The sequence below is a fragment of the Flavobacterium cyclinae genome (assembly GCF_021172145.1).
GTDB lineage: Bacteria > Bacteroidota > Bacteroidia > Flavobacteriales > Flavobacteriaceae > Flavobacterium > Flavobacterium cyclinae.
In genome coordinates, this window is the sequence record NZ_CP089095.1 from 1,207,017 (window position 1) to 1,224,789 (window position 17,773).

The window sequence follows — 17,773 nt, forward strand, 5'->3', positions numbered from 1 at the left end:
AACCTTACTCTACAAATTTATAATATCTTGCCCCTTTTAAAACGGGATTGTGATTTTCTATATAATCTAAAACAAATTCATTTTTTGGAGGCAATACAGGTGTTTTTAGTTCTTTTTTATGAAGTTTTTCATAGATGTCAAATGAAATAGCATTTCTATTTTCTAAATCTTCAAATAAATTTGTTTTGAGTATAGTGTCTTTCCAACTAGGTTGTATTTCTGCTTCAAAAACTTTTGATTTTGAACCACTACCATAGGCAATAAATCCGATTTTTTTAGAGGTCAAATCAGCATTTTCTGTTGCTGAATAATACAAAGCAGAAAGTAAACCTAGAAAAATAGAACCTGTATATATATTACCAACATTTCCCGAAGCGATTTCAGAAGGATAAATTTTAGCTCTAACTAATGCTATATATTCAGGAGATTTTGATAACGCTCTCATTTTATCTTTTACTGTTTCGCCTTCTTGTTGGTTAAGTAAATTGGGATTTTCATTTGCAAAAATCTCAATAAATGTTCTTCTTCCTTGAAAACAGTAGGGAAGATGCATTACAATTAATTCCCAATTATTAAAAATGATTTCGGTTTGTTGGCTTTCAAGTTTATAATGTTCATAAGCAGCAGTAATTCTATTGATATAACAAGAATTAGAATATTGCCCATCAAATACGGGTTGCTCTTTTGTAATTGTCACCTCATTTTCTAGAATATCGAACCAATTTTCATTTGTGTCATTTCCAGTTATGGCTGATTTAGCAATAGTTTGTTTGGGTTTAAAAAAATCGAAAACACTTTCAGTTGAAATACCGGTTTCTCTAGAAAAAGCTAGAATTTTTGGATTGGCACTAATTAACATTGCTATTGCACCGGCTCCTTGCGTATATTCGCCAGTGGAATTCAAATCGTATTTTGCATTATCAGTGGCTATTACTATTGCTTTCTTCGTAGGATGTAATCGAATGTAATCTACACAAGTTTGCAACGCATCAACAGCACCAATACAAGCAAATGTTAAATCAACCACATCGCAATTTTGAAGTGATTTTGCTCCTGTTTTTTGTTCAATTAAATTAAGAATATAAGAAGCGATAGGTTTTGAATTATCAACACCACTTTCAGTGCCAACATAAATTTTAGAAATCTCTGAAAGATTGATGTTTTCTTGTTCAATTAGCTTTAGTAAAGCATTTGCACCAAGTGTAATAATGTCTTGATTTACATCAAGAAAACTCATTTTTTCAAGACCTAAACCTTTAGTTAATTTATCAACTTCAATATTTCGCTGATTTGCTAAGGTTGCAATGGGTAAAAATAGCTTTGGGACATTAAATTGAATAGCATCAATTCCAACTTTCATAATCAATTTTTTTTCAAAAATAAAAAGGTATGTTCAAAAAAAGCTTGAACATACCTTAAAATTAACTTCTAAAAATAATTTTTACGAATAATATAAAATAAATATACTTTTTTAATTATTTATTACTAAAACAAGGTAAAAATTATGGATTAAAAATTTGTTATCGTGCTAGTTAGATTAGAATCCAAATCGCATACCTAAATACAAGTCGGCTTGTTTTCCATCATTTGCTAAGGCAGTAATAATACTGTTTGATCCAATAAAGAATCCAGACAATCTAAAACCAATTCCACTTGTAAAACCAGAAATCTCATTTGAAGCCAACGGAGCATAAGCTTCGAACCATTTTGCAGAAAATCTTGGTATTAAAGTATATGAATTTTGTGTTGTAGTAATATCGCTTTCAGTATCATCTGAAACTTTTTGATTAATACTTCCTGTTAAGAACCATTTTTTGCTTAGTCTTAAATCAGCATAAGCATTAATTAATGTTGGTAATTTTACTTTTACATCACCAGTACTTGAAGTTGTTTGAAAAAAACTTGAATTGGCAGGATCACTAAGAATTGCTTCAATTTCTGCCATACTTTCTACATTTTCAAATTGATTTAAATCTAAACTTTCTAATCCACTTACATCTAATGTGTAATTTTTACTCAAGTTATTATCCGATTTAAAAGTCATAGAACCTAAATTTTTTACTGAAAGACCAGCATTTAATTTATAACTATTTGGATCAGCTTCGTCTTTTAATCGGTAATTAAAACCAAAATCCGCTGCAAATCCATTTATTCCTTGAGAGAAAAATTCATTATAATTACTTTGATCATTGTAATTATTAGCTAAAACTCCAGCATACGAGATGTTAACATTTGCGGTAGCATTTACTAATGAAATATCTCCAAAATTGTTTATTAATGTTGCATTTAAATTAGTTGCAGAAAAGTTAGCATAAGCTCCAGGAAAAAGGAGTCTAATATTACTTCCTACACTAACTTTATGTTTAGGGCCATCCATAATATTTCTGGCAAGATTAAAACTTAATTCACCCCAAGTGGTTGCATTTAATCGTTGATTATCGTTTGAAGATAAGGTAGTTTGTGTTAATAAATTACTTAAATTACCATTACTGATAGCTTCTCCTAGGTTTGGATCAACATTTACAACGTTTGCTTTAATGTAAGCAGAAGAATTAATTCCAAAAGCCCATTTTCCTTTTTTAAATGCAAAAGCCGGACCATATAATTGAGCATCAATTCGTAAGTTAACAGGATCATTTCCTTCAAAAATTTTATCTTCAAGATTGTCGCTGCTTGTCAAATCTGAAAAAGATAATTTATTATTTGCCATAGCAATTGAGAAATTAAAAACATTTACTTCAAACTTAGTAGTCATGTTTGTTAATTCTGCTGGGTTGTTAGCGGCGGATAATAAACCACCTCTTTTGGAAGTTGAAATACCACTAAAGTGTTCTTGCGAAAATGAATAAAATGAGGTAATCAACAAAGATGAGAGTAGAATTTTTTTCATAATGTTAGAATTTTAAATTGATTTCCAGATGATATCGTCAGGCGTGTTTGCTATAAATTTAAGAATTTCTTTTGAAACGGGATGCTTTAAAATCAATTTTTTAGCATGTAAATGAATTCCACCATCAGGATTACTTCTATCAAAGCCATATTTTAAATCTCCTTTTATTGGGCAACCAATTGCTTGTAATTGCGATCTTATTTGATGGTGTCTTCCTGTATGTAAATCGATTTCTAAAACAAAATAGTTATCCAATTTTTTGATGATTTGATAACTTAAACTAGCTTTTTTACTATCTGGAACTTCTTTTAAGTGTGCTTTTGAAGTATTATTTTTTGTATTTCTTTTTAAAAAATGTACAAGAGTATCGGAATCTTTTGGAGGCGTATTTTTTACAACAGCCCAATACGTTTTTTGTGTTTCTCTATTTTTAAAAGTTTCGTTTAATCTTGTTAATGCTTTAGAGGTTTTAGCAAAAACTACAATTCCAGTAGTAGGGCGATCTAATCTATGAATAACTCCTAAAAACACCTCACCAGGTTTATTGTATTTTTCTTTAAGAAATTCCTTTACAACATCTGAAAGTGGTTTGTCTCCTGTTTTGTCTCCTTGAACAATATCACCAACACGCTTATTTATAACAATAATATGATTGTCTTCATAAATAACTTGAAGATTGTCTTTTGTAGAAACTATTTTTTCTTTCAAAATAAAAAGTAAAATCAATTAATACTGTTCGTTTGCATTAGGAAAGTCTTCAGATTTTACATCTGTAACGTATTGACCAATTGCAGCCGTCATTTCTTCATACAAATTCATATATCTTCTAAGGAATCTTGGACTAAATTCGTGTGTCATTCCAATCATATCATGTAAAACTAAAACTTGTCCATCAACACCACTACCAGCACCAATACCTATTACCGGAATCGAAATACTTTTTGCTACTTTTTCAGCTAAATGAGCTGGGATTTTTTCTAATACTAGAGAAAAACATCCTAATCTTTCTAACATTTTAGCATCTTCAATAAGTTTTTCAGCTTCGGCTTCTTCTTTAGCTCTTACAGTGTAAGTTCCAAATTTATAAATAGATTGTGGGGTTAATCCTAAATGTCCCATAACAGGAATACCGGCATTTAAAATTTTCTTGATCGAATCTTTAATTTCACTTCCGCCCTCTAATTTTACAGCATGTCCGCCACTTTCTTTCATAATTCTAATGGCAGAACGCAATGCTTCTTTTGGGTCAGATTGGTAACTTCCAAACGGTAAATCTACAACAACAAGTGCTCTTTCACATGCTCTTACAACGCTTGAAGCGTGATAAATCATTTGGTCTAAAGTAATAGGTAAAGTTGTTTCATGTCCGGCCATAACATTACTTGCAGAATCTCCAACTAAAATAACATCTACGCCAGAACTATCAACAATTTTAGCCATTGTATAGTCATAAGCTGTAAGCATAGAGATTTTTTCTCCATTCTCTTTCATTTCAAACAATGTTTTAGTGGTAATTCTTTTGTAATCTTTTTTTGCTACAGACATGTTTTTATTGATTTTAGAATACAAATGTAATAAATGTTATTTTGTTTTTTGATTTAAGGAAAATAAAAATAAAATATTAGATTATTGTAGTAATTTAGCATAGTATTAAAAATAGTAAAAATGATTCCTATATTACTTTTCGTTGCAATTCTTGGATATTTATCAGTTATTTTAGAATCGCCTATTCGAATAAATAAAACCATAACTTCAATTTTAACAGGAACAATTTGTTGGGTTGTTATTGCACTGTTTAGTCACGATGATCATCATTTAGTTACAGAAAAATTAATGGGATATTTTGGAGAGATTTCGGGGCTTTTGATTTTTCTTTTAGGTGCCATGACTATTGTAGAATTAATAGATATTCACAAAGGATTTACCGTTATAACAAGAAGAATTAGAACCACATCGGTTTTTAAATTATTGTGGATTGTTGCTTTCGTAACCTTTATTTTATCGGCATTATTAGATAATTTAGCAACGACTATTATTATGGTTACATTATTAAGAAAGCTAATGCCTAGAGGCGAAGTTAGAATGATGTTAACAGGAATTGTAGTAATTGCAGCCAATGCTGGTGGAGCATTTAGTCCGATAGGAGATGTTACAACAACATTATTATGGATTGGTGGACAAGTGAGTTCTTTTGGAATTGTTAAAGCCTTAATCTTACCTTCAATTATGGTATTATTGGTTCCTCTTTTAATTGCTAGTATAAGAATGAAAGGTTTTGCAGTATTGAGAGCTCAAGTTTCTATGGCTCAAGTACGACAAGAAGAAAAAATGCGTGGAAGTGTAAGTGTATTTACAGCTGGAGTTATAGGTTTAGTTTTAGTACCAATTATTAAAACAATTACAGGTTTACCACCTTTTATTGGAGTACTTATTTCTTTATCAATGGTATCATTGGTTTCAATTATTTATCATAAAAATAAACCACAAGAAGAAAAAGATAAATTTTCTGTAGCTTATGCTTTAACTAAAGTAGATATTAGCTCAATTTTTTATTTTATGGGAATATTGTTAATGGTTTTTGCATTGCAAGAAGTTGGAATTTTAAAAGAAATGGCAAACTTTTTAATTGAAAATTTACCTAATAAAGATTCTATGATTGTTTCAATAGGATTTTTATCATCAATAGTGGATAATGGCAGTTTGGTGGCGGCAACTCAAGGTATGTTTTCTTTAACAGATTATCCTACAGATCATACCTTGTGGGAATTCATTGCTTTATGTGCAGGAACTGGAGGAAGTATGTTAGTCATAGGATCTGCTGCTGGTATTGCAGTAATGGAGAAAGAAAAAATAACTTTTATGTGGTATTTGAAGAAGATTACACCATTAGCAGTTGCAGGTTATATAGCAGGAATTGTAACGTATTTGATACAAACGTTACTAATTCATTAAAATTCTCTTTTATGAAATCAATTATATTTTTTATTGTATTTAGTTTTTCTGGGGTATTAATAGCTCAAGAAACTTCGCCAAAGCAAGTTGTTGATGATTTTTTTAATGCATTTCATGCCAAAGATACGCTGAGTTTAAAGCAGATTTGTCATTCTGATATTAAGATGCGAACCATTGCAAATACAAAAGATGGAAATAAATTAGTTGAGGAGGATTTTAACGAATTCTTAAAATCAATTGCATCAATACCTTCATCAATGATTTTTTTTGAAAAATTAATAGATTATAAAGTAGAAATTGATGGAAATCTTGCCCATGTTTGGACACCTTATGAGTTTTATGTAAATGATAAATTAAGCCATATAGGAGCCAATGCATTTACCTTGTATAATGATAATGGAAAATGGTTAATTATTCATTTGATTGATACGAGAAGAAAGAAATAAATCAATATAATACGCAATTAATGCGCCAATAAGATAACAAAGTAAATCGGTCCAAAGGAATCCTTGTCCTAAAATATAGCGTCCTAAAGTGGTTTTACGAATGGTAATTAACCAATCCATTTGTACTAATTGAAAAAATTCGATTCCAAAACAAAAAAGTAGAGCCAATAGGAGTGAAGTTGATTTATTATAATTAGTAAATAGAAATCTACAACCAAAATAGATTAAAATTGCATACAGCATATCACCAATAAATAAGGGTATGCCTGAAATTTTTCTTGAAAGTATGCCAAGAATCAAAACGACTACAAGAGAAAGAAAATAATTCAGCTGTACTTTTTTCATTAACAATCCGCTAATCCAACCGCAACTGCTAAACCACCTTCTGAAGTTTCTTTATATTTCGTATTCATATCTTTTGCTGTTTCCCACATGGTATTAATAACTTTATCTAAAGGTACTTTTGCATGTAATGCATCTGTTTCAAGGGCTAATTCGGCTGCGTTGATGGCTTTTATTGCACCCATTGTATTTCTTTCAATACATGGAACTTGAACTAAACCTCCAATCGGGTCACAAGTCAATCCTAAGTGATGTTCCATAGCAATTTCCGCCGCCATAGTAACTTGGGCAGGAGTTCCACCCATTAATTCACACAAAGCAGCTGCTGCCATAGCACTCGAAACACCAATTTCTGCCTGACAACCACCCATTGCTGCTGAAATAGTAGCTCCTTTTTTGAAAATGGAACCAATTTCACCTGCAACCATCAAAAATTGTTTGATTTCTTTTTCACCAGCATCATGGTTTTCAATCACTAAATAGTACATTAAAACCGCTGGAATAACTCCAGCACTTCCATTCGTTGGAGCTGTTACTACACGGCCTAAAGAAGCATTAACTTCATTTACGGCTAAGGCAAAACAACTTACCCATTTTAATATCTGGCGAAATTTAACTTCGGTTTGTCTTATGATTTGTAACCAAGAGTACGGATCTTCATAGGGTAAAACGCCAATCAAATTTTTATGCATTTCATAAGCTCTTCTCTTAACGTTTAATCCGCCAGGAAGAATTCCCTCTGAATGACAACCTATGTACATGCATTCTAACATTGTATCCCAAATGCGAAGCAATTCGTTGTGAATTTCTTCTTCGCTACTCATGGTTTTCTCGTTTTCGTAAACGATTTCCGAAATCTTCTTGTTTTCAGCAGTACAATAAGTTAAAAGTTCATCTGCCTTTTCAACAGGAAATGGGAAAGAATGCAAGATTTCTTCTTTATGATGGTCTTCTTTTTCTTTCACAACAAATCCGCCACCAATTGAGTAATAGGTTTCTGAAAAAGTCTCAGTATCGGTTTTAGCGGTAAATGTTAGTCCGTTGGCATGAAAAGGTAAAAAGTTTCTATTGAAAACAATATCTGTTTCAAAACAAAACGGAATAATAATTTCATTTCCTAAGAAAATTTCTTTCTTGTTTTTAATAGCCGAAATAATCACATCAATACTTTCCACTGGAATGTATTCTGGGTCAGCACCACTTAAACCTAACATTACGGCCAAATCGGTAGCGTGCCCTTTACCTGTTAATGAAAGTGATCCATACAAATCTACTTTAACAGTAATTACAGTATCAATAAGATTACGATTGCGTAATTCTTTTAAAAATTGTTCAGCAGCTCGCCAAGGTCCAAGAGTGTGTGAACTCGAAGGTCCAACACCAATCTTCAACATATCAAAAACAGAAATACATTCCATATGTAAAAAATAATGACAAATATATCTAAAAATTGAATGCTAATACAATACTTATTTTGCAATATGAATATCTTTTATCATGTAGTATTTCTTGGTTTCTTCTAGCGACCAATCTTCGTTACTTCTATATTCTCTAAACTGATACAAAATGGGAATGTTTTTCGAATGAATTAATGCTATTGTAATGGATTTGTTTTTAGCGTTTTTTAAATTAATTTCTCTCTTTTCAATTTGATTTTTTAAACCAATTCCTTCTACTAGATTGTAGCTGTAAAATAAAACAAGACAACAGTAAAAACCAAAAAACAATTTAAATTGATTCTGAATCAGCGAAAACATTTTTTCAGTTTCAAGCGGTATAATTTTCAATATTACATGAATGAAAATAAAAAACAGGAAATAAATTGACGTTCTTTCAGAAGCTAAACTAGGTAGTACAATAAATGGAACAATGGAAATAACAGCAATTAATAGAAACTGATAGTTTGTAAAATAATATTTAATAGCTTTTGAATTTTTAAAAAAATGAAATTGGATTTTTTTATTAAAAGCAAAATATAAAAAAAGCATACTGAAGATTAGGAAAATAGAATATTTGGTGTATAAAAAACTGAACTTTACAATATATTTTAATAGTTTGATAAAACTAAAATTAGTTAATAAGTTATCGTTTATTTCGCCCAACCTTATGCCGTTTCCAGGTGCAAAGTTTATTATCGAAAATCCGCAAATCATTATTGTTAATAAAAACAGATTGAGTTTTAAATTGTTTTTTGAATCAAATACAATCTTTATAATAATATATACCATTAACGGAAGTAATAAATTTTGTGTGCTTGTACTTAATAATAGGGTTAAAATAACGACTGATAAATAATAAAAAAAATTACCATTTCTTTTGTTGTTAAAATAAAGCCATAAACTTCCTATAAATAAATTAAAAGTATAAACTCCTCCGGTGGCCCAATGAACCGTTTGAGAAAAATGAGAGCTTGAAACAAAACAAAAGAGAATAATAATAAATGTTCTAAAAAAAATCCGATTTGAAATTTTAGTTTTAAAATTAAGACTCAATTCCTTCTCAATGAATAATGAAATAAAATATCCACTTAATAGAAATAACAAAGACCAAATTAATGTAACAATTTGAACTGGAAGATATTTTAGAAAAAAACCTTGTAAAAAAGCGCCTATTGTTAAGTATCTACCATCCCAGTTATAATAACCATTTAGACATCTTTTATAAAGACCAAGATTTTCTACTTCGTTTAATATGGCATAATCATCTGCCCAATAAAAAGTGTTTAAATTTAATGATAGTATTATAAGTAAGATTATTACAGCAATACTATTTAAAATCGTTAGTTGTTTCAAATCTTTATAAATTGATTATTGAATTCATTTAAAACCAAAATGATTTTTTGATTCAAATGTAAAATTAATGATATTATTTATTTCCACTTAACAATAAAAGAAGAAATATAACTGACATGTATAATCGAATCACCTTAAAAATCATTTTTTCAAGATAGTATTGAATAAATCAAATTAAAATTGGTGACAGTTTGTCAGTTTGTTTTGTCTGACAAAAGCCTATTTCTGTCAATTTTTATTATTTTTTGATGTGGCACAATCATTGAAATAGTATTTCCGAGTTTAAAATTGAAATTTAAAATTTAACAAGTATAAAAATGAGCAAAATTATTGGAATCGACTTAGGAACAACCAACTCATGTGTGGCTGTTATGGAAGGTGGAGAACCTGTTGTAATTGCTAATGCAGAAGGTAAAAGAACAACACCATCTGTAATTGCTTTTGTAGAAGGTGGAGAAATTAAAGTTGGAGATCCGGCAAAAAGACAAGCAGTAACTAACCCTACAAAAACGATTGCTTCTGTAAAACGTTTCATGGGTAATAAGTATTCTGAAAGTGCAAAAGAAGCTTCAACGGTAGCTTATAAAGTGGTAAAAGGAGACAACGATACACCTCGTGTTGATATCGATGGCCGTTTATACACACCACAAGAATTGTCTGCAATGACACTTCAAAAAATGAAAAAAACAGCCGAAGATTATTTAGGTCATTCAGTTTCTGAAGCAGTAATTACTGTTCCAGCTTACTTTAACGATGCACAACGTCAGGCTACTAAAGAAGCAGGTGAAATTGCAGGCTTAAAAGTAATGCGTATCATCAATGAGCCTACAGCAGCAGCTTTAGCTTATGGATTAGACAAACAAGGAAAAGACCAAAAAATCGCAGTTTACGATTTAGGTGGAGGTACTTTTGATATTTCTATCTTAGAATTAGGAGACGGAGTTTTCGAAGTATTATCTACAAACGGAGATACTCACTTAGGAGGAGATGATTTTGACCAAGTAATTATCGATTGGTTAGCAAACGAATTCAATGCTGCAGAAGGTGTTGATTTACGTAAAGATCCAATGGCATTACAGCGTTTAAAAGAAGCAGCTGAGAAAGCTAAAATTGAATTATCTGCTTCTACTCAAACAGAAATCAACTTACCATACGTAACAGCTACAGCTTCTGGACCAAAACACTTAGTACAAACTTTAACAAGAGCTAAATTTGAGCAATTAGCAGAATCTTTAGTAAAACGTTCTATGGAACCAGTTGCTAAAGCATTAAAAGATGCTGGTTTATCAGTTTCAGATATTGATGAGGTAATCTTAGTTGGAGGTTCAACACGTATCCCAGTTATTCAAGAACAAGTTGAGAAATTCTTCGGTAAAAAACCATCAAAAGGAGTTAATCCAGATGAGGTTGTAGCAATTGGAGCTGCTATTCAAGGTGGAGTTTTAACTGGAGATGTTAAAGATGTATTGTTATTAGATGTTACGCCACTTTCATTAGGTATTGAAACTATGGGAAGTGTAATGACAAAATTAATTGAAGCAAATACAACTATCCCAACAAGAAAATCACAAGTTTTCTCTACAGCAGCAGATAACCAACCATCGGTAGAAATCCACGTTTTACAAGGAGAAAGACCAATGGCAAATGATAACAAAACAATTGGTCGTTTCCACTTAGATGGTATTCCGCCAGCACCAAGAGGAGTTCCTCAAATTGAAGTAACTTTTGATATTGATGCGAATGGTATCATTAAAGTTTCGGCTACTGATAAAGGAACTGGAAAATCACACGATATTCGTATAGAGGCTTCTTCAGGATTAACTCCAGAAGAAATTGAAAAAATGAAAAAAGATGCTGAAATGAATGCTGAAGCAGATCGTTTAGCAAAAGAAAAAGCGGATAAATTAAACGAAGCTGATTCAATGATTTTCCAAACAGAGAAGCAATTAGGTGAGTTTGGAGATAAATTATCAGAAGCAAATAAAGGGGCTATCGAAAGTGCTTTAAATGAATTAAAAGCGGCTTACGAAACTAAAGATGTTGCAACAATTACTCCAGCTTTAGATAAAATCAACGAAGCATGGAAAAATGCATCAGAAGAAATGTACAAAGCACAAGCTGAAGGTGGAGCCGCTCAAGCAGAACCACAAGCAAATGCTTCAGGAGATCAAACTCAAGATGTAGATTTCGAAGAAGTGAAGTAATTTACGATTTATTAATAAATTTAAAAACCGAGTCAGAAATGATTCGGTTTTTTTTTGTTCTTTTGTAAGAAATTAATCTATAAGAAATGACTAAAAAAATTACTTTTCTATTTTTGTTTATTATAACATTTTCTTTTTCTCAGTCACCAAATTGTAATAATGCAACTTATGTTTGTGGATTAGAGTCTTCTTATCTGTCTGTAACAAATATGCCTTCAATAGGTCAAATAGGATGTTTAGGTGGTACTCAAAACCCAAGTTGGTTTGTTTTCAAGGTAGGATCATCTGGTGATTTAGTTTTTTCCTTAAGTCAAGGTAATAATATTCCTGATTATAATAATTTGGATGTTGATTATATTTGTTGGGGGCCCTTCACATCAATACCAAATTGTGATACAAGTTTGTATGGTTATAATAGTAATACTACTATTCCAAATAATATTTTTAGTTGTAGTTATAGTGCAACAGCAACTGAAACACTTACTATTCCAAATGCATTTGAAAATGAATATTACATTATATTAACTACAAATTTTAGCAATCAAAGTGGTTTTTTAAAAATCAAACAGACAAATTCTAATGATGTTGGAGCTGGAAATATAAATTGTACTTTAATATGTAATGTAAGTTTGGGCCCTGATAGAACTTTTTGTGGTAGTTCAAATAATAATTCTGTTTTAACAGCAAGCTTTGACATAAATTCTGGAATTAATACTAATAATGCAACATATGAATGGTATTTAAATGGTGTTTTACAGCCACAATTAACAACACAAACAGTAACTGTAAGCCAATCTGGGATTTGGAAAGTTGTTGTTAATGGAACGGATTGTATTACTATACTTCAAGATGAAGTGTCTGTAATTTTTGATTCAAATGAAATTAATTCAAATCCAATGACTTTAAATGGTCAACCAGGAGATTGTTTTCCAACATTTGACTTAACTCAAAATGAACCTATTATACTTAATGGTATGAACCAAAATTATTTTAATATTTCATACTATGATGAAAATTATAATTTAATTTCAAATCCAGAATCATTTAGTATTAATGAAAATACAACTGTTTTTGTTTATTTTGATAATATTAATTCAGGTTGTTCCTATGACACTTTTTTATTTTTGGATATTGATTGTCCTGCTTCAGAGATTATTATTGTTTCACATCCAAGTAATCAATCTTTCAACGTTGGAGAAAGTAGAACTTTTACCACTAATACATTAAATACAAATAGTTATTTATGGCAAAGAAGTACAAATGGTGGTGCAAGTTGGATTAATTTAGTTGATGGAGGTGTATCACCAATAATTAGTGGGGTAAATTCAAATACATTAATTTTAGATAATTTGCCTTCGGCATATGATGGAAGTTTATTAAGAGTTCAAATGACAAGTGCTACTGATATAAAATATTCTGAAAATGCTTTATTATCAATTGCTTTATCTAATTCTGATTTCGAAACATTTGATTATGTTATTTATCCAAATCCAATAGTTAATCAATTTACAATTCAATTAGAACAAGAGATATTGAATAAAAAACCTAAATATACTTTATTAGACATAAATGGAAGAAAAATTTTAGAAGGTAACATAGTAGAAGATGTTTCCAAGATTTCTTTAGAATCTTTACAATCTGGAATTTATTTGATCCAAATAACGACAAATGATTCTAAAAGTATAAAGAAAATAATTAAAAATTAATTTCTCTAAAAACCGAGTCAGAAATGATTCGGTTTTTTGTTTTAAAATGAAAGGTATCTATTTTTTTGTATATTAGGAACTTAATTCAAAACCCTACTATCATGAAAAAATTAACTTTCTTTCTTTTATTATTAATAACATCTTTTGGATTTGCTCAAAAAAGCAAAGCAAAAGTTGCCCCAAAAAATGTTGTTCTAGCCACAGTTGACAATATTTCGGCCGAATTTATTTCTGAAAAAACTGGAAAAAGAGTAGTTTTATTTGTTAAAAAAGAAGGTAAGATTACCGATACATTAGAAGTAAAAAAAACAGATTTTAAACCTACAAATTTCACTTTAAAAAGTTTTACTGCTCAAGGAAAGAAGTTCTATCATGTAAATTGGAAAGAAGAAATTAAAGTGGATACCAAAATAAAAAAAGAAAATGGCAATCTTACTGAAGATCAAATTTGGGATATTGAAACCAAGACCTTATTATTGGGAAATACTCATAAATCATCTCATATTAAAGAAACAGTTTATTTAGATAAAAATAAAACGGCATCGCATGAAGTAGAAAAAAATAGAAGTGAAGGTTTTGAATTTACTCTTAATTCTGATGGAAGTTTTAATCTAAAAACCAAAACACAAAATAGCCAATATATTTACAATGTCATGGCTAACAAATATGAAATTAAAGGGACGCCAAAGACTAATACAAAAAAGAAAAAATAAAGTATAAAAAAGGGGAGAGTTATAAAACTTTCCCCTTTTTTAATTAATATCAAAATTTATTTTGGTTTCATTGCGTTTTCAATTCTAGCTACTAAATCATTTAAATGGAATTTAGTTAATCGGTCAGTAGTAACTGCTGCAGTAGCTTTTAACTGATTTTTCAATTCATTTAATTGACCACGTGCAATAGATGGAATATCAGTATCTGCTAAAACAATTCTTCTACCATTAAAAAAAGCAGTATTTGTTTTATCGCTTGACATAGTTTCAATTAATTTTGATACAAATAGTTTTTGTAAATTTCTTCTGTAAATATCAATTGGTGCTTTAGTTCTCAATTCTGAGAAAATACCTCTTCTTAAATCACTCATTAATTCATCTACAGAATAATTAGCTTTACTTTGTGAAGAAGTTTCTAATAAGCGTACTAAACGATCTCCTGCTAATAAACTTGATAAAGTTCCATCTTGAATAGATTTTATAGCTTCTACACCATTTTCTGGTTTAATTTTAGACAATACATTTTGATCTAATAACCATTTTGGAGTTTTGAAAAGTTGTTCGTTTAAGAAAGCCACCGCTTCGTTTTGAATAGCAGACGGTACTACTTCATATTTGTTACCTTCCATATCATATGTTTTTGGTGTTTCGTAAATACCTCCAACATTTTTAGTAACATGTCCCATATATCTTCTATACTGACCTGTTAACGAATTATATAAACCGTTTAATTCATCATAATCTTCACCATCTTCTTTACTCCATTCAATTAAATTAGGTAAGATTCTTTTTAAGTTTTTAATTCCATAAGCCGAAGCTTTCATTGCATTATCACCTAAATCTTCTGTTTGATAACGTGGATCATACGGATTTGTCTCGGTACCAAACCACAAACGGCGATTTTTGTAGGCATCTTTAGTCATTTCATTTAATAATGCTTTTTCAGTATCTTCATCTTTAGCATCATTAAAATACGAATAACCCCATTTAATTGCCCATTTATCGTAATCTCCAATTCTTGGGAATAAATCTTTTACGCCATCTTCTGGTTGTGCTACATAGTTAAAACGAGCATAGTCCATGATAGATGAGGTGTGACCATTTTTCTTTTGAAATTCAGGATCTCTTAACATTTCAACTGGAGTTGCAAAACTTGCCCCCATATTGTGGCGTAAACCTAAAGTGTGTCCCACTTCATGCGCAGCCACAAATCGAATTAATTCGCCCATTAATTTATCGTCAAATGTTTTGTTTCTAGCCTGTGGGTCAACTGCCGCAGTTTGAATTAAATACCAATCGCGTAATAAACTCATAATATTATGGTACCATCCAATATGACTTTCCATGATTTCTCCAGTTCGTGGGTCATGTACATTAGGACCATAAGCGTTTTGAATGTCGGCAGCAAAATAACGTAATACAGAAAAACGAGCATCTTCTAAACTCATATCTGGATTGTTTTCTGGCCAATATTCACCACGAATTGCATTTTTCCAACCTGCAAATTCAAATGCTTCTTGCCAGTCATCAATACCTTGTTTAATGAAAGGTTTCCATTTGTCTGGAGTAGCTGGATCTAAATAATAAACAATAGGTTTTTTTGGTTCAATTAATTCCCCTCTTTTTTGTTTTTCTGCATCTTCTGCATTTTTAGGTTCTAATCTCCATCTAACCGCAAAAATTTCTTTATCTGATTTTTGAGAATCTTCTTCAAATACATCATAATCGTTAGCAAAATACCCAACACGTTTGTCAAAAGCTCTTTTTCTCATTGGCTTTTGAGGTAATAATATCATTGAAGTGTTAAACTCAAATGTCAAAACACCTGCATCTAATGCAGCAGGTAAATCAGTTCCAATTCTTGGAGCAGGAGATAATGAGATTTGTCTTGGAACAGTAGTAAAGGTTTTTACGGTTCTAATTTCAGTGTTTATTGGGAAACTTTTTATGCTTTGAATAAAAGAACGATCTTTTTGAAACGACTGAACTTTAAGCATTTGTTTGTTTATTGGACTCAATGAGAACGTTTGTAAATCAGAATCAAAAGCGGCAGTCATATCAATTACATATCCCACATTTTCTTTTCCTTTAGCATCTTTTTTATAAGCTAGAACTTCATAATTTCCTATGATAGGATCAGCACTAGAATTTTTTACTGCTTTTGTAATGGGTTTATCTTCATCAGGAGTAGATATTACATAAGTTACAGAACGAAGTAAAATATTGTGGTTTAATCCTTTTTCAAACTTAATAACTTGTCTGTTTACTTCTTCTCCTCCAAAAATTCCTCCTCCAGCTGGAGTTTTAGAATATCGTGTAATAGTCATGATTTCTTTTCCAAGTAAAGAATCTGCTACTTCAAATAGGTATTTGTCACCTACTTTATGTACGTCAATTAATCCTCTTTGGGTAATAGCTGTAGAGTCTATTACTCTTTTATAAGGCTTTGGTTCTTTTTTTGCATCAGGCTTTTTTGCATCAGATGCCACCGCTTCAGTAGCAGTTTTCTTTTGATCTTTTTTCTTCTTTTGAGCCCAGGTATCTACGGTTAAAAAGAAAATGAAAAGACAACTCAGTACAGTAAGTTTTTTATTCATACGTTTTAGATTAGTTTTTCAAATTTATTCTATTCTTATTATTTCCCTTTTCATATTAAGTTTTTATTAAGATTTTTAACATTTATTATCACATTTTTTTCAATAAATCAAGAATAAATAAATTTAATATGCATGCATAATATTTTATTTTTTATATTTGGATATAAATTTTTAGTTATGCAAAAACAATCACTTACTACTATTCTACAAATTTCACATCCTATAATAATGGCACCTATGTTTTTAGTATCCAATACTAAAATGGTTATTGAAGGTATGAAAAGTGGTGTTGCTGGATGTATTCCGGCTTTAAATTATAGAACATTAGAAGAATTAAAAGGAGCAATAAACGAATTAAAAACTGCGAAAGTTTTAGGGGGAAGTTTTGGTTTTAATTTAATAGTTAATAAGTCGAATGTAAAATACAAAGAACAATTACGAGTTCTTTGTGAAGAAGGTGTAGATTTTATAATCACTTCTTTAGGTTCGCCTGAAGAAACTATAAATGAAGCGCATAAAGTTGGGATTAAAGTGTTTTGTGATGTTACTGATTTAGCTTTCGCAAAAAAAGTAGAAAGTTTAGGTGCTGATGCCATAATTGCAGTAAACAATCAAGCTGGTGGTCATCGAGGTAATATTGATCCAGAAACTTTAATTAAACAATTAAATGAAAATACTTCGTTACCTGTAATTTCAGCTGGTGGAGTAGGGAATAAAGCGGATTTGGATAAAATGTTAAGTTATGGAGCAGTTGGTGTTTCCGTAGGAAGTCCGTTTATTGCCTCTAATGAAGCAGGTGTTTCTCAAGAATACAAACAAGCCTGTGTGGATTATGGTGCAAATGATATTGTGATGACCGAACGTATCTCAGGAACGCCTTGTACGGTTATCAATACACCGTATGTTCAAAAAGTGGGAACCAATCAGACTTGGTTAGAAACAATATTAAACAAAAATAAAAGCCTTAAAAAATGGGTCAAAATGATTCGTTTTTATATCGGTATGAAGGCTACTGAAAAAGCAGCAACTCAAGTAACTTATAAAACCGTTTGGGTTGCGGGTCCAAGTATTGAAGATACTAAAGCCATTTTACCAGTGAAAGATATTGTAAAAAAATTGGTTTCGTAATTT

14 protein-coding genes are annotated in these 17,773 nt (G+C 30.6%); 6 read left to right on the forward strand and 8 right to left on the reverse strand.

Annotation, left to right across the window (positions count from 1 at the left end; all coding sequences use genetic code 11):
• Nucleotides 1-4 precede the first annotated feature (4 nt).
• From LOS86_RS05735 to panB, 4 genes are all read right to left on the reverse strand, one after another.
• On the reverse strand, nt 5-1,360 hold the full coding sequence (locus LOS86_RS05735) for a hydroxymethylglutaryl-CoA synthase family protein (RefSeq protein WP_231843664.1): 1,356 nt from the start codon (nt 1,358-1,360) through the stop codon (nt 5-7).
• 177 nt (nt 1,361-1,537) lie between these two features.
• Nucleotides 1,538-2,890 carry a hypothetical protein gene (locus LOS86_RS05740; protein WP_231843665.1) on the reverse strand — a complete coding sequence of 451 codons (1,353 nt, stop codon included), beginning with the start codon at nt 2,888-2,890 and terminating at the stop codon, nt 1,538-1,540.
• Between the two features lie 12 nt (nt 2,891-2,902).
• The gene (locus LOS86_RS05745) at nt 2,903-3,598 is read right to left on the reverse strand and encodes an RluA family pseudouridine synthase (RefSeq protein ID WP_231843666.1); all 696 of its coding nucleotides are present in this window, start codon (nt 3,596-3,598) and stop codon (nt 2,903-2,905) included.
• An 18-nt stretch (nt 3,599-3,616) separates the two neighbouring features.
• Nucleotides 3,617-4,435 (reverse strand): 3-methyl-2-oxobutanoate hydroxymethyltransferase, encoded by an 819-nt coding sequence (gene panB / locus LOS86_RS05750; RefSeq protein WP_231843667.1) that lies wholly within the window; start codon nt 4,433-4,435, stop codon nt 3,617-3,619.
• 120 nt (nt 4,436-4,555) lie between these two features.
• On the opposite strand from panB, the gene nhaD reads away from it, so the two are divergent.
• Nucleotides 4,556-5,842 carry a sodium:proton antiporter NhaD gene (nhaD, locus tag LOS86_RS05755; RefSeq protein ID WP_231843668.1) on the forward strand — a complete coding sequence of 429 codons (1,287 nt, stop codon included), beginning with the start codon at nt 4,556-4,558 and terminating at the stop codon, nt 5,840-5,842.
• A gap of 11 nt (nt 5,843-5,853) precedes the next feature.
• Nucleotides 5,854-6,288 (forward strand): nuclear transport factor 2 family protein, encoded by a 435-nt coding sequence (locus tag LOS86_RS05760; RefSeq protein WP_231843669.1) that lies wholly within the window; start codon nt 5,854-5,856, stop codon nt 6,286-6,288.
• Here the strand turns inward: LOS86_RS05760 and LOS86_RS05765 are convergent.
• Genes LOS86_RS05765 through LOS86_RS13690 form a run of 3 tightly spaced genes read right to left on the reverse strand, consistent with a single transcriptional unit; the run spans nt 6,250 to nt 9,422 of the window.
• Entirely contained in the window at nt 6,250-6,633 is a 384-nt protein-coding gene (locus LOS86_RS05765) for a ribosomal maturation YjgA family protein (RefSeq protein ID WP_309508789.1), read from the reverse strand. The genes LOS86_RS05760 and LOS86_RS05765 overlap by 39 nt on opposite strands.
• Nucleotides 6,633-8,048 carry an L-serine ammonia-lyase gene (locus LOS86_RS05770; RefSeq protein ID WP_231843670.1) on the reverse strand — a complete coding sequence of 472 codons (1,416 nt, stop codon included), beginning with the start codon at nt 8,046-8,048 and terminating at the stop codon, nt 6,633-6,635. Before LOS86_RS05770 ends, LOS86_RS05765 begins: the two co-directional genes overlap by 1 nt.
• Before the next feature lie 51 nt (nt 8,049-8,099).
• The gene (locus LOS86_RS13690) at nt 8,100-9,422 is read right to left on the reverse strand and encodes a DUF6056 family protein (RefSeq protein ID WP_374107582.1); all 1,323 of its coding nucleotides are present in this window, start codon (nt 9,420-9,422) and stop codon (nt 8,100-8,102) included.
• A 317-nt stretch (nt 9,423-9,739) separates the two neighbouring features.
• Between LOS86_RS13690 and dnaK the strand changes: the two genes are divergently transcribed.
• The 3 genes from dnaK to LOS86_RS05790 all read left to right on the forward strand — a co-directional run bounded on the left by dnaK (nt 9,740) and on the right by LOS86_RS05790 (nt 14,045).
• Nucleotides 9,740-11,626, forward strand: coding sequence for a molecular chaperone DnaK (gene dnaK, locus LOS86_RS05780; RefSeq protein WP_231843672.1), 1,887 nt, complete (start codon nt 9,740-9,742; stop codon nt 11,624-11,626).
• Between the two features lie 86 nt (nt 11,627-11,712).
• Nucleotides 11,713-13,332 (forward strand): T9SS type A sorting domain-containing protein, encoded by a 1,620-nt coding sequence (locus tag LOS86_RS05785; protein ID WP_231843673.1) that lies wholly within the window; start codon nt 11,713-11,715, stop codon nt 13,330-13,332.
• Between the two features lie 101 nt (nt 13,333-13,433).
• Nucleotides 13,434-14,045 (forward strand): hypothetical protein, encoded by a 612-nt coding sequence (locus LOS86_RS05790; RefSeq protein ID WP_231843674.1) that lies wholly within the window; start codon nt 13,434-13,436, stop codon nt 14,043-14,045.
• 56 nt (nt 14,046-14,101) lie between these two features.
• Here LOS86_RS05790 and LOS86_RS05795 read toward each other — a convergent pair whose 3' ends face one another.
• Complete coding sequence (locus LOS86_RS05795) at nt 14,102-16,642, reverse strand: zinc-dependent metalloprotease (protein ID WP_231843675.1); 2,541 nt, start codon at nt 16,640-16,642, stop codon at nt 14,102-14,104.
• A 177-nt stretch (nt 16,643-16,819) separates the two neighbouring features.
• On the opposite strand from LOS86_RS05795, the gene LOS86_RS05800 reads away from it, so the two are divergent.
• Nucleotides 16,820-17,770, forward strand: coding sequence for an NAD(P)H-dependent flavin oxidoreductase (locus tag LOS86_RS05800; RefSeq protein ID WP_231843676.1), 951 nt, complete (start codon nt 16,820-16,822; stop codon nt 17,768-17,770).
• The last annotated feature ends 3 nt before the right edge of the window (nt 17,771-17,773 follow it).